We start from the raw sequence: 13243 nt of genomic DNA, 5'->3' as shown, positions 1-13243 counted from the left end.
GCTTAGCTGAATCCGACGTCAAGTTCATCCATTGTCGCGGCGCCGTCGGCGAGTCCGCCCAGCATGGCTTCGGCCTCCGGTTCGGGCAGTGACTCCACCCCGCGCAGTTTGCGTTCGATGGCGCGGGTGCGGACCCCGGCGGTGTCGATGGTGTTGCGGGCGGTGTCGAGTTGCTTGCGGGTCTTCTCCAGGACCGCCGCGAATTTTCCGAACTCGGTTTTGACCGCACCGAGCACCTGCCAGACTTCGCTGCTGCGCTGCTCGATCGCCAGCGTACGAAAGCCCATCCGCAGGCTGTTGAGCAGCGCCGCCAGTGTCGTCGGGCCGGCGAGGGTGACCTTGTACTTGGCCTGGATCTGTTCGAACAGCCCCGGTTGGCGCAGCACCTCGGCGTAGAGGCTCTCGGTCGCCAGGAACAGGATCGCGAAGTCGGTGGTGTGCGGCGGTGAGAGGTACTTGTCACAGATGTCGCCGGCTTCGGCTTCGATCCGCCGGATCAACGCCTGCCGCGCGGCGGCCTCCCCCGCGGTGTCGGCGCTCTCCTGGGCGTCGAGCAGGCGCTCGAAGTCCTCCCGCGGAAACTTGGCGTCGATCGGCAGCAGCACTTCACCGGCGCCGGATCCGCCGGGCAACCGGATCGCGAATTCCACACGGGCAGCCGATCCCGGCACGGTGGCCACGTTGGTGGCGTACTGCTCGGGCGTGAGCGTCTCGGCCAGCAGCGCGGCCAGTTGCGCCTCACCGAAGATGCCGCGGGTCTTGACGTTGGTCAGCACCCGCTTCAAGTCGCCCACCCCGGTGGCCAGCGTCTGCATCTCACCCAGTCCCCGCTGCACGGCCTCCAGCCGCTCGGAGATCTGCGTGAAAGACTGGGCCAGCCGGGTTTCCAGCGTCGCCTGCAGCTTCTCGTCGACCGTGGCGCGCATCTTCTCCAATTGCTCGGTGTTCTCGGTCTGCAGGCTCTTGAGTTGGCGATCCAGCGTGGCGCCCAGTTTGTCCTGGGTGCCCTGCAGGGTCGACCCGAAGCGGTGCAGCGTCAGCTGCCATTGGTGAAACGCCTGCGCGAGTTCGGCACGCCCGGTGCGCTGCTCTTCGCGCAGCGTTCGCTCCACCCGCTCGCTGTCACCGCGCAGCGCGGCGAGTTGTTCGGGTGAGAGCGCTCCGTCGCCCGGCCGCAGCAGCACCACCACCTGGAGGATCACCGCCAGCAACGCCAGTGACGTGAGCAGGATCAGCAGGGCGGTGTCCATACCCGGCAAGGTAGCGCGGGATACCGACAACTAGCCGCTCGACAGCCCCGCGATCCACCGTCGGGATTCCGCCGGGTCGATGACGTCGTCGAGTTCGAAGGTGGTCGCCGCGCTCAGCGCCCGCCCGCGCCGGTAGGCCGCCGCCACCAGCTGCTCGAACAGCTGTTGACGCTGATCGGCGTCGGCGGCCTCGGCGAGTTCCTTGCGGAACCCGAGCCGCACCGCCCCTTCCAAACCCATCCCGCCGATCTCGCCGGTCGGCCAGGCAACGGTGAACTGCGGGGCGTGAAAAGAGCCGCCCGCCATCGCCATCGCCCCCAACCCGTAACCTTTGCGCAGCACGATCATCCCCATCGGCACGCTCAGGCGGGCGCCGGCGATGAACATCCGGCTGAACCGGCGCACGGTGGCTTCCCGTTCGGCGTCCGGGCCGACCATGAATCCCGGCGTGTCGCACAACGTCACCACCGGCAGCCGAAACGACTCGCACAGCGCGAAGAAGTCGGCGGTCTTATCGGCCGCCTCGGCGTCGATGGCACCGCCGAGGTGGTGGCTGTTGTTGGCCAGCAGCCCGTACGCCACGCCGCGCACGCGCACCAGGGCGGTCACGATCCCGATCCCGTAATCCGGTCGCAGTTCCAGCGCCGAATCGACGTCGACGATCGCCTCGATCGCCCGGCGCACGTCATAGGCCCGCAACCGGTTCTGCGGCACCACATGCCGCGCCAGTCTCGGATCGGGTTCCCGCCATTCGGTGACCCCGCCGCCGAAGTAGGACAGATAGCGCTTGGCCAGCACCACCGCGTGCGCCTCGTCGGTGGCGGCCAGCGCCACCACCCCGTTGCGGCGCTGCACCTCGATCGGGCCGATCTCCTCGGGCCGGTACACCCCGAGTCCGCCGCCCTCGATCATGGCAGGGCCGCCCATCCCGATATTGGCGTCGGGCGTCGCGATGATCACGTCGCACACGCCGGCCAAGGCCGCATTGCCGGCGAAACAGCGGCCGGACACCACGGCCACCAGCGGCACCTGGCCGTTGAGTGCGGCCAGTGCGCGAAACGTCATGAGGTCGAGCCCTGCCATGCCTGCGACGTCGGTGTCACCGGGTCGGCCGCCGCCGCCCTCGGCGAACAGCACCAACGGAATTCGCCGACGGGCTGCCAGCTCGAAGAGCCGATCGGTCTTGGCGTGGTTGCGCATGCCCTGCGTTCCGGCCAGCACGGTGTAGTCGTAGGAGGCCACCGCCACCTGCGCAGAATCGATGGTAGCCAGGCCGGCGACCAGGCCGTCGGCCGGCGTGTTGGCGATCAGGTCCTCCTCGGAGCGCCGACTGCGTTGCGCGGCCAGCGCCAGCGCCCCGTATTCGACGAAGCTGCCCGGGTCGACCAGATCGGCGATGTTCTCCCGGGCGGTGCGTCGCCCCTGCCGGTGCCGTCTGGCGACAGCCTCGGGCCGGCCGTCGTCGCGAGTGAGCCGGTGGCGGTGGGCGACCTCGTCGAGGTCGGCCCGTGGCGAATCCAGGTCTGGGCCGCCGTCGGGCCCCTCGCCGGTCTCGTCGCCGGTTCCGGCGAACACCAACAGCGGTTCCCCGGCGGCGACGACCTGCCCGACGGCGACCAGTGCGCGCACCATCGCGCCGGGAGCGGCGAGCACGTGCTGCATCTTCATCGCCTCCAGCACCACACCGCCGGGCTCCACTTCGGCGACCGTGCCCGCCATCGGTGCGTACAGCACGTGTTCGCCCGGGCCCAGATCCGTTGTGGGTAACCGATGCCCGGCGCTAGTCGGCGACGCGGCCCCCACCAGGGCGGGCAGTCGCCGGCCCAGCCAGCCGGTCGTGACAGCCCCGGTCGCCGGCTCCGCCTCCGACAACACCGCGGCGAGCAGCCCGGCGTTGGTGCCGACCCCGGCGATGATCAACTCCGACAACGCCGTGCGGGCTTTGTGGAGCGCGGCGGCCAGCGAGGTGCCGTGCACGTGGGTGATCACCTTGGCCAGCAGCGAGTCGTAACGGGGGCTGATGGTCAGGCCCGGGCGGGCATAGGTGTCGACCCGGATCCCCGGGCCGGTTGGCGGCGTGAACGCCGTCAGCGTGCCCACGCACGGTTGCACTGCCCCGTCGGCGGCCACCGTTTCGGCGTTGACGCGGCATTCGACCGCGATCCCGTGGGAGCGCGCCGGTTCCCCGGTTTCGCGACCATCAGCGGCGACGACGCCGGCCGGCAGATCCAGCTCGCCCAGCGCGGCGCCCTCGGCAATCCGGAACTGCACCGCCACCAGATCCAGCCCGCTCACCGCCTCGGTGACCGGGTGTTCCACCTGAATGCGCGGATTGACCTCCAGGAAGACGAAATCGTCTCCGGTGACCAGGAATTCCACGGTTGCCAGGCCCCGGTACCGGACCGCTGCGCACAGTCGGGCTGCCGCCCGGTGCAATGCGGTACGCAGCCCGGCGGAGACCGCCGGGGCGGGCGCGATCTCGATCAGCTTCTGATAGCGGCGCTGGATGCTGCAGTCGCGATCACCGACCGCCAGGGCGCGCACGCCGTCGCCGACGATCTGTACCTCGATGTGGCGGGCGTCGGCGACGAACTCTTCGGCGAACACCGCTGCCGCGCCGAAGCCGAGCCTGGCCTCCTCGGTGCACCAGCGGTAGGTGTCCTCGAGTTGACCGGCTTCGCGTACCGTGCGTATCCCGCGGCCGCCACCGCCGGCGAGCGCCTTGAGCATGATTCCGCCGGGGTGGGCTTGCAGGAAGCCGCGGATCTGTTCCAGATCGCCGGCGCCGTCGGTGGCCGCCGGCACCGGCAGGCCCGCGGCGATGGCGGCACCGCGGGCCACCGACTTGTCGCCGAAGGTATCGAGCAGATCCGGATCCGGCCCGACGAAGCGTCGCCCGGCGGCCGCCACCGCTCGGGCGAATGCCGGGTTCTCCGAGAGGAACCCGTAGCCGGGATGAATCAGCACCGCGCCGGATTTCTCCGCCGCGGCCAGGATGGCACCCTGATCAAGGTAACCGGCGGGGCCGGTGCCCGGCAGTGCGATGGCGTCGTCGGCGGCGCGCACGTGCGGACTGTCGGCGTCGTCGGGGGCATAGACCGCAACGGTGCGATAGCCGGATTCGGCGGCGGTGCGGATGATCCGCAGGGCGATCTCGCCGCGGTTGGCGATCAACACCGCCTTCGGCGGGGCGTGGCTGGCGCTCACCGCAGCGGGTCGCCCCACTGCACCCGCTCGCGCAGCCGCCCCTTGAGCAGCTTGCCGCTGGCGGTGCGTGGCAGTTCCTCGGCGACGACCGTGATGTACTGCGGCACTTTATAGTCCGCCAGCTGACCACGACAGTGATCGAGCACCGCTGCCACGTCTAAATCCTGCTGGCCTGCGCCGAGCAGCAGCGCGCCCACCTTCTCCCCCATCACGTCGTCGGGCACCCCCAGCACACAGGCGTCGGCGACCCCGGGCGCCGACAACAACGCCGCCTCCACCTCGACGCTGGAGACATTCTCGCCGCCACGGATGATGATGTCTTTGAGCCGGTCGATGATATGCACCCGGCCGGCGTCGTCGACGCGGACCACGTCGCCGGTGTGCAGCCAGCCGTCGACGATGGTGGCGTCGGTGGCATCGGGCCGGTTCCAGTACCCGCGCATCACATTCGCGCCCCGCACCACCAGCTCGCCGGTGGTCGGGTCGCCGGGATTACTGTCCAGCGGTGCGACGCCGAGGTCTCCCGAGGGCACCGCGTAGCCGACCGAGTCGGCGTGGGCGACGGCGTCGGAGTCGGGCAACACCGTCATCAGCGAGGCCGTCTCGGTCATCCCGTAGCCGTTGAACACCGTTGCCGCGCCGAACGCGTCGCGCAGCGACCGCACCAGGGCGGGGGCGGTCGGCGCACCACCGTAGCCGACCCAGCGCACCCCGCTGACGTCCACGCCGGCGAAGTCCGGGTGCCGCAGCAGCAGCGAATAGACCGCTGGAACCGTTACCATCGATGAAATCCGTTGTGCGGGAAGCGCAGCGATCAGCTCGGGTAGGCTCAGCGCCGGCATGATCACCGCCGCTCCCCCGGCGTAGGCGGCGACCAGCAGCTGCGAATTGCAGCCGGTCACATGGAACAGCGGGACCGAGATCAAGGTGCGCAGTTCCTCGCCCAACTGCCGCGACTGCCCCATGGAACGCACCATGTTCTCGGCGTTGGTCAAGAATGCCTCGTGGGTGGTCGGCACCCCCTTGGGACGCCCGGTGGTGCCCGAGGTGTAGAACAGCGCCGCGATGTCGCCCGCCTCGACACCGTCCACCACGTACGGTTGGCCGTCGGGCAGCGCGGTGCCCGGCGCCAGGTCCACCCGGACCCCGGCGTCGGTGAGCACGAAGTCGACCTCCGGTGCGGCCGAACGGGTGTTGACTGCCACCGGGATGCCACCGGCCAGCAGGGTTCCCCAGAACGCCAGCACCCAGTTCAGCCCCGCCGGATAACGCAGCCCCACCCGGTCGCCGCGTACCAGCCCGTCAGCGCGCAGCCCGCCGGCGACCCGCGCCGCGCGCTGCCACACCTGCCGGTAGGTCAACGCGCCGGCTCCCAGTTCGACGACGGCCTCGGTGTCCGGCCGGCGCTGGGCCTGCTCGGCCAGCACGTCGAGCAGAGTGGTGGGCAGCTGCTGGTAGTGCGCGACGCCGTGGCCGTCGCGGATGACCCCGGTCGCCGGAAAGGGGTTGCGCCGCCGCGAAATCTCGACGATGCCGGTCATGACCGGCGCCGTCGTGCGCTCGCCAGGGCTCGCATCGTGCCGCGCAGCGCGTAGACCGCCGTCATGACGCACGCCAGGATCAGCACGACGAACAACGGCAACCAATTGCCGCGCTCATGGTCGATGTGCCACCAGACATAGGTGAACAGCACCGAGCACACGAACAGCACCACGTCGCGCCAGTTGCCCTGATAGGAGATCGCCGCGGCCCGCAGCGCCCGGCTCCGGTCGAACGCGGCGACCAGGTCGTCGATGCGCTCGTCGATGGTGCGTTGCAGGTCGGCCCGCCGTTCGGCCTGTTCGGCCGGAATGCGGTCGAGCAGGTCGAGATCCTGTTTGATGAGGTTGCGCGGGTCCGGGCCCCGCAGCTGCCCGGCCGCCGCGGTCAGCAGTGCGCCACCGAAGACCGGTGCCGCGCCCAGCGTCATGCTCAACAGAGAGGGCATCGTCGTGGCGTTTCCTTTCGCGCTGTCTCCCCCCCGGGTCACCCTACGACGTCTGGCCCAGTTGCACGGTGCCGTCCGGGCCGATTCGCCAGGCCGGGTTATGGGCGATCTCCCAGATCAGTCCGTTGGGGTCTTGCACGTGGGCGTGGAACACCCCGCCGAACTGGCCGGGCCGCGGGGTTTTGAGGACTGTTCCGCCGGCGCACCCGTGCCCGGGACCGGCTGGGCTGCATCCAGGCCGAACGCGCCCGCAACCTCGGCCAACTCGATAAACCGCCGCCCTAGCGACGGCCGGAGATGCCTCAGCTCTTGAAGGGCAGCACCTTGTCGAGCTCGTCGAGTTGCTTGCGCAGGTCGTGGATCAGCGCGGTGCCCCTCGCCGTCTGCGCCACGGCATGAATGCCGCTGTGGTGCTTGGCCAGTTCCGCGATGTCCTCGTAGGCGGTGCGCACTGACTCCAGGGTGCGCGCCAGCAGGTCCGTAGTGGACGCGGTGTCGTTTGGTTGAGTCACGGCATCGCAGCTTATCCTCCGACCCTGAAAACGGCGTGCAAACCGCGACCACAAACCGGGCAAACTCCGGCGCCATCCGGGCTAATCTCTCCGCAGCACGCCGGGCGGGAAGGAGACGGCCGTGACGCGATACCTCACCGGGGTTCTGGCCGCCATGATGGTAGCCACCGGCATGATGGCCGGGTTGGGGATCGGCTCGGCGCCGCACGCCCATGCCGGTTGTCAAGACAACCCACTGCTGTTCTTCTCCACCGCCCAGAAGTGCGATGGACCGATTCAGCCCGACGGCAGTTGGCAACGGTGCGTGATCTACTACTACGAACCGCCGAAATCACCGCCGTCGCAGCAGGACTGCCACCAGATGGGGCCGCTGGGCCGGCAGTATCCGTTCCATTCGTTCTACCAACCGGAGACCCACATCGGCCCGTAGCGGTGCTCAGTCCATCAACATCGCGGCCACTGTCGCGCCGAGCTCCCAGCACGCTTCCAGTTCGTCCTTGCCGGGCTTGCCGGAGACGACGACGTAGTCGGCGGCTTTGAGCCATCCCAGGCCCGTCGTGATGGAGTCGACGGCGCGTTCGGCTCCCTCGGTGCCTTCGTTGCCGTGCAGATAGAGACCGAAGGGCCGGCCGCGGGTGGAATCCAGAATCGGGTAGTAACACACGTCGAACGCGTGCTTGAGGGCGCCGCTGAGATAACCCAGGTTGGCCGGGCTGCCCAGCAGGTAGCCGTCGGCGGAGAGCATGTCGGTCGGCGACACCGACAGCGCCGCCCGCCGTATCACCTCCACGCCTTCGATCTCCGGATCGCTCGCACCCGACACGACGGCCTCGAACATCGCCTGACAGTAGGGCGAAGGTGTGTGGTGGACCACCAGCAGCGTCTTGCTCATCGGCTCTCCTGCAGTCGGACCGCCGTCTTCATCGCCTCCCGCGCCCGGCGGCGGTCCCCGGCGAACTCGTAGGCGCGGGCCAGCCGGTACCAGCGCCGCCAGTCGTCGGGCTCGGCATCGAGTTCGTCGCGAACCGTCCGGAACAGCGCATCGGCCGCGTCGCGTTCGATACGGCCGGACGGGCGGCGCGGCAGCGCGCCGGCGTCGAGTTCCATCCCGTCGGCGGCGATCAGCCGCGCCAACCGCTGGTGGGTGAAGCCGTCGCGCAATGTGGCGATCATTGCCCACAGGCCGATGAACGGCATGATCAGCAGCGCCAGCCCCATCCCGATCGCCGGCGCCGAGCCGGAAGCGATGAGCAGCACCGCGGTCCGGCCCAGAAACACCAGATACATCAGCAACGCCAGGCACATGAAGGCGATGAGCGCCTTCGTTCGCGCGGCCGCCGACACCTTGACCACGGCTAGTTCAGGTCGAGGAGGGGTTCGATGCCGATCGTCAGCCCGGGAAAGCCGGCGACGCGGCGCACCGCCAGCAGCACCCCGGGAACGAACGACGTCCGGTCGATGCTGTCGTGCCGGATGGTCAGCGTCTCCCCCGTGGTGCCGAACAGCACTTCCTGGTGGGCGACCAGCCCGGCCAGCCGTACCGAATGCACCGGGACGCCGTCCACGTCGGCGCCGCGGGCTCCCGGGATGCCGGTGCTGGTGGCATCGGGGTTGGCCGGTAGGCCTTTTCGGGCTTCGGCGATCAACGCCGCGGTGCGGGTCGCGGTACCCGACGGTGCGTCGGCCTTGTGTGGATGGTGCAGTTCGATGACCTCAACCGATTCGAAGAACTTGGCGGCCTGGACCGCGAAGTGCATCGACAGCACCGCACCGATGGCGAAGTTGGGTGCGATCAGCACCGCCGCACCGGGTTTGGCCTCCAGCCAGGACCGCACCTGCGCGAGCCGCTCCGCGGTGAATCCCGTGGTGCCGACTACGGCGTGGATGCCGTTGTCGATCAAGAACTTCAGGTTGTCCATCACGACGTCGGGGTGGGTGAAGTCGATCACGACCTCGGTGTCACCGTCGGTCAGCAGGCTCAGCGAGTCACCGGCGTCGACCTCGGCGGACAGGGTCAGATCATCGGCGTCACGCACCGCCGCAACCATGGTGGCGCCGACTTTGCCCCTGGCGCCCAGCACTGCTACCCGCATGGCTGCCACCCTAGCGGCAGTGGGCCTCAGGACACCTCCCGGCGGGTCTCGCCGGGCCGGTCGGCCTCCGCGAGACGTTCGGCCACGAAGCGGCACATCAGGTCAAACGCCGCCCGGCTGTCCGGCAGGAACGGGAACAGCGCCGGGAATGCGTGCAGTTGCCGCGCCCACAGCTCCAGTCGGCTGGACCGGCCCAGTTGCTGCAGCGCGGTGTGCAGCCGTTCGGCGTCGCAGCGCAGGATCTCCGACTCGGCCGCGATCAGCAGGGCCGGTGGCATCGTGTCGAGCCGGCCGTTGATCGGCGACAGTTCGTGGCGCAGCTTCGCCGAGGGGCACACCAGGTCGATGAGGTCGGGCAGCACCGCCGGTATCCCGAATGCGTCGGCGCTCTGGTTCGTGTGGGTATCGCGCGCCACGCCGTCCAATTCCAGCAGCGCCGAGATCCCGATCACCCCGGCCGGGGCGGGCAGGCCACGCTGTTGACCGGTCAGCGCCGTCGCGAACGCCAGAAATCCCCCGGCGGAGTCCCCGGCGAGCACCGTCTTGGCCGGGTCGGCGCCCTGGCTCAGCAGCCAGCGGTAGGCGCCGACGCAGTCGTCGACCGAACCGTCGACGGTGACCTGCGGGAATTGCCGATAGTCGGCGTGTACGACCGGCAGCCGGGTGCGGCGGGCGAGTTTGGCCACCACATGCAGATGGGTGTCCAGGCCGCCGGTGATGAAGCCACCACCATGGAAGTACAGGATCGCGCCGCCGGTGAACGCCTGGCCCAGCGGCCGGGAGCGCTCGACTCGGCGAACGACCTCGACGGGGACGTCTGCGCCGGCGCCGCGGGTGAAGCCGACACCGAAGAACGGCCGCACCCGTTGCAGTTTGGCGATGGTGTTGGTCCGTCGGCCCATTTTCGTCATCCGGCCGGCCACCGTCCCGCTGCCGGCGTGCAACACCAGTCGCCGCACCAGGCGCGGCGTGACGGCGTTCGCGACCGCGAAAATGAGCTTGGCGGGCAGACTTGCGGAATGGATCGGACCGGCTCCGGACATCCGGGCAGTCTAGGGGCTGATCGGCGACGAGCGCCGCGGTTTGACCCGAACCGCCTGCGTATTAGGGCCGCCGACGCTCAAGCGTCGATCACGATCCGGCCGCCGCGGGCCCTCGATACGCAGACCAGCATCTCGTCGGCCTCCTCGGCGGTGCGGCCGCGCCGGTCGACGTCACCGGAGACCACCTTTACCTTGCAGGTTCCGCAGAACCCCTGCCGGCACGAGCATGGCGTCGTCGGGTCAGCGTCGAGCATCAGGTCCAGTGCCGAGCGGTCCGCGGGGATCAGCAGCAGCCGGCCAGACCGGGCCAACTCCAGCTCGAAGGGCACCCCGTCGACCACCGGCGGCGGGCTGAACCGCTCGTAGTGCAGCGGCGCTGGAACAGCCGCGCCATGCTCGTCTCGGGCGACCCGCACCGCTTCGAGCATCGCGGTCGGGCCACACACATACACCGCGGTTCGCGGACCGGCGCCGGCGAGCAGTTCCGCGGTGCTGGCGAACCGGCCGCGCTCGTCGTCGGCCCACACCGTGACCCGCTCCGGGTCTACCGCCAGCACCTCGTCGAGCAACGGCATGTCGGCCCGACTGCGGCCGGCATACACTGCGCGCCAGTCGATCCGACGCTGGGCTGCCTCGCGCAGCATCGGCAGCATCGGAGTCACCCCGATCCCGCCGATGACGAACAGCACGTCGCTCTCGTCGGTGCCGAGATAGAACGCATTGCGGGGGCCCTCGAAAACCAGCGTGTCGCCCACCGCGTAGGCCTCGTGCATCTCGACCGACCCGCCGCCGCCGTCGTCGAGTCGGCGCACCGCGATGCGGTACTCGGTGCGCCGGCCGGGCACCCCGCACAGCGAGTACTGCCGGCGACGGCCCGACGGCAACTGCACGTCGATGTGACCGCCCGGGGTCCAGGACGGCAGCAGCCCGCCGTCGGGTTGGGCAAGGGTCAGCGCCACCACGTCCGGGGTCAGCATCTCGCGCTTGGTGACGACGGCCTCGATCGTCCGCGAGACGGGCACCACCCGCGACGGCTTCCAGCGCGACAGCGCGGACACCCCGCTGAAGATCGTCACCGCTCCCCAGAGCATGTTGAAGAACCGGTCGTGCTTACGCCGGCCGTACAGGTCAGCGGGGCGGGATCGCCAGATCTCCTGCGCCATCTCAGCTTTGCCGCATGTCGCTGTCGGGGGTGTCCGCGCTGCCCGTCATGTTCTGCTCCACCCATTCGTCGGTGAGCCGGGCGACGATCTCGGGGCGGTCGGTCACCACCCAGTGCCCGCCGTCGATGTCGAGCACCCGGTGCCGGGGCGGGATCGCGCCGGTGAATCGCTGCACGGCAGGGCTGACGAAAAGATCCAGGCGTGGCGCGAGCACCTGTACGGCGACGTCGGTGGTGGGCAGCGGGGTGGCCGGTTTGAACAGCGGCCTGGGCATGTTCGCCCGGTAGAGATTGAGTCCGTTGAGGTAGTCGTTCTGGCCCCGCAGCGTTTCCCACGGGCTGGCACCGGAGCGGCCGATGCGCTCCAACGCCGCGATGAGTCTGCCGCCGAAACCGGACCGGAAGATCGCCTCCGGCAACCGGGGGGTCAAAAACAGCCAGATGTAAGCCGACTCCAACACCTGCCGGGCGACGGCGAGAAGCGTCCGGGGGTTGCGGGGCGATCGCAGGAACTTGCCCGCGTAATCCAGGTGCGGCCCCGAAATCGAGGTGTAGGAAGCAACTTTGGGTCCGACGACGGGATCCGTGACCGCCGCCCAGCCCTGGATCGAACCCCAGTCGTGGCCCAGCAGATGGACGTCGTCGACCCCGAGATGCGCGATGACCGCACCGACGTCGGCGATCAGCTGGGGAAGCCGATAGCCGGAACGGTCCGCCGGCGGCGACGACGCCCCCGCACCGCGCACGTCGTAGGCGACGACGTTGTATTTGCCCGGGTGGTTCTCCAGTAGCTTGTGCGCCACCCCGTCCCAGACGTGGTGGTTGTCTGGATAGCCGTGGATGGCCAGGATGGTGGGGCGCCGCGGGTCGACGTCGGTGTAGGCGTGCACCGCCAGGGCCACCCCGTCGGTTGCCGTCACAGTGGTCGTAGAGTCCATCGACTGCAGTCCTTTCCGGCTCGACACCGGTCAGTGCGTGGCGCGAGCGGCGGGTGAGACCGCCAGGTAGTTGACCGCCTTCTCTACCCCGCCGAGCTGCGACGGATGGAAGCCCGGCCGGTAGTAGGAGGCGATGGCGGGCATGAACTCGAACGGTGCGGGAACCAGCCCGCGGCGCGCCACCACAAACCAGTCCCGCCAGCGCGGTTTGACTCCCGCCGGCAATTCCGGGTCCACCTTGTACATGAACCGCAGCCCGCGCACCCACAGCCACAGCATCAGCGGCGTGACGATCAGCTGGGTGCGGACCTGCCGGAGGTATCCGGCGCGCAGGTGCTTCATCACATCGAAGGCGACGGCCTTGTGCTCGACTTCTTCGGCGCCGTGCCAGCGAAGCATGTCCAGCATCGCCGGGTGCGCCCCGGACTCATCCAGAGCCGGGCTGTCGAGGACCCACTCGCCCAGAATCGCCGTGTAATGCTCGACCGCGGCGATCAGCGACACGCGTTCCAGCAGCCAGCGCTGCTGGCGGCGCTTGCTCCAGTGCGGGCGGTCACCGAGCAACTTGTCGAACAGCCACTTGATCTGGGCGGTGAACGGGGCCATGTCGACGCCGCGGGCGGCGAGATGGTCGACAACACCGGCGTGCGCCTGGGAATGGGTGGCCTCCTGCCCGATGAATCCCTGGACGTCGAGGCGCAGTTGGTCGTCTTTGATCAGCGGCAGGGCCTGCTTGAACACCTCGACGAAGAACTCCTCGCCGGCGGGCAACAACAGGTGCAGCACATTGCAGAAGTGGGTGGCGAACGGCTCGCCGGGCACATAGTGCACCGGCAGGTCCGACCAGTCGAATGCGACGTCGCGGGCCTGTAGCACGATGCGCTCGTGGTCCTGCGCCCCAGAACCGTGCGGGCCTGCGGCTCGGTCATCAACCGAAAGCATGGCAACTCCTTCACCGACGCGTTTACAAAACCATATTCGATGTCGTCGTCCTCGACAAGATCCCCGCAAACGTCTAAGAGGTTGCCGGTTCTCATGGCTCGTTGCGTGG

The 13243-nt window shown here is 69.3% G+C and carries 13 protein-coding genes and 1 pseudogene; 1 reads left to right on the top strand and 13 read right to left on the bottom strand.

The window, feature by feature from the left end; translation table 11 throughout:
* Positions 1-2 precede the first annotated feature (2 nt).
* The 6 genes and pseudogenes from G6N19_RS17540 to G6N19_RS17515 form a co-directional block, all read right to left on the bottom strand.
* Positions 3-1250, bottom strand: coding sequence for a DNA recombination protein RmuC (locus tag G6N19_RS17540; RefSeq protein WP_193465367.1), 1248 nt, complete (start codon positions 1248-1250; stop codon positions 3-5).
* A 30-nt stretch (positions 1251-1280) separates the two neighbouring features.
* On the bottom strand, positions 1281-4457 hold the full coding sequence (locus G6N19_RS17535; RefSeq protein WP_193466431.1) for an acetyl-CoA carboxylase family protein: 3177 nt from the start codon (positions 4455-4457) through the stop codon (positions 1281-1283).
* Entirely contained in the window at positions 4454-5998 is a 1545-nt protein-coding gene (locus G6N19_RS17530; protein WP_193465366.1) for a class I adenylate-forming enzyme family protein, read from the bottom strand. Before G6N19_RS17530 ends, G6N19_RS17535 begins: the two co-directional genes overlap by 4 nt.
* Positions 5995-6444, bottom strand: coding sequence for a hypothetical protein (locus tag G6N19_RS17525; protein ID WP_083040484.1), 450 nt, complete (start codon positions 6442-6444; stop codon positions 5995-5997). Before G6N19_RS17525 ends, G6N19_RS17530 begins: the two co-directional genes overlap by 4 nt.
* A gap of 43 nt (positions 6445-6487) precedes the next feature.
* Positions 6488-6646: pseudogene (locus G6N19_RS17520) on the bottom strand (VOC family protein); the annotation flags it as partial.
* Positions 6647-6746: 100 nt separating this feature from the next.
* On the bottom strand, positions 6747-6956 hold the full coding sequence (locus G6N19_RS17515; protein ID WP_083040482.1) for a hypothetical protein: 210 nt from the start codon (positions 6954-6956) through the stop codon (positions 6747-6749).
* A 121-nt stretch (positions 6957-7077) separates the two neighbouring features.
* Here G6N19_RS17515 and G6N19_RS17510 point away from each other — a divergent pair, with 121 nt between their 5' ends.
* A complete protein-coding gene (locus G6N19_RS17510) occupies positions 7078-7386 on the top strand; it encodes a CDGP domain-containing protein (RefSeq protein WP_013829453.1) in 309 nt (102 codons plus the stop codon).
* A gap of 6 nt (positions 7387-7392) precedes the next feature.
* On the opposite strand, the gene G6N19_RS17505 is transcribed toward G6N19_RS17510, so the two are convergent.
* The 7 genes from G6N19_RS17505 to G6N19_RS17475 all read right to left on the bottom strand — a co-directional run bounded on the left by G6N19_RS17505 (position 7393) and on the right by G6N19_RS17475 (position 13134).
* Positions 7393-7848, bottom strand: coding sequence for a flavodoxin family protein (locus G6N19_RS17505; RefSeq protein ID WP_193465365.1), 456 nt, complete (start codon positions 7846-7848; stop codon positions 7393-7395).
* Positions 7845-8261, bottom strand: a complete 417-nt coding sequence (locus tag G6N19_RS17500) for a hypothetical protein (RefSeq protein ID WP_408632510.1) — start codon at positions 8259-8261, stop codon at positions 7845-7847. The genes G6N19_RS17505 and G6N19_RS17500 overlap by 4 nt, the downstream gene beginning before the upstream one ends.
* Before the next feature lie 50 nt (positions 8262-8311).
* Entirely contained in the window at positions 8312-9049 is a 738-nt protein-coding gene (gene dapB / locus G6N19_RS17495; RefSeq protein WP_193465364.1) for a 4-hydroxy-tetrahydrodipicolinate reductase, read from the bottom strand.
* 26 nt (positions 9050-9075) lie between these two features.
* Complete coding sequence (locus G6N19_RS17490) at positions 9076-10092, bottom strand: alpha/beta hydrolase (RefSeq protein WP_193465363.1); 1017 nt, start codon at positions 10090-10092, stop codon at positions 9076-9078.
* 77 nt (positions 10093-10169) lie between these two features.
* Positions 10170-11255 (bottom strand): PDR/VanB family oxidoreductase, encoded by a 1086-nt coding sequence (locus tag G6N19_RS17485; RefSeq protein WP_193465362.1) that lies wholly within the window; start codon positions 11253-11255, stop codon positions 10170-10172.
* 1 nt (position 11256) lies between these two features.
* Complete coding sequence (locus tag G6N19_RS17480; RefSeq protein ID WP_041318196.1) at positions 11257-12192, bottom strand: alpha/beta fold hydrolase; 936 nt, start codon at positions 12190-12192, stop codon at positions 11257-11259.
* Between the two features lie 30 nt (positions 12193-12222).
* Positions 12223-13134, bottom strand: a complete 912-nt coding sequence (locus G6N19_RS17475; RefSeq protein WP_013829460.1) for a metal-dependent hydrolase — start codon at positions 13132-13134, stop codon at positions 12223-12225.
* Positions 13135-13243: the final 109 nt, after the last annotated feature.

It is taken from the genome of Mycobacterium novum (genome assembly GCF_010726505.1).
Classification (GTDB): domain Bacteria; phylum Actinomycetota; class Actinomycetes; order Mycobacteriales; family Mycobacteriaceae; genus Mycobacterium; species Mycobacterium algericum.
The sequence above is the reverse complement of the archived record's forward strand: the minus strand, read 5'-3'. Positions and strand labels throughout refer to the sequence as shown.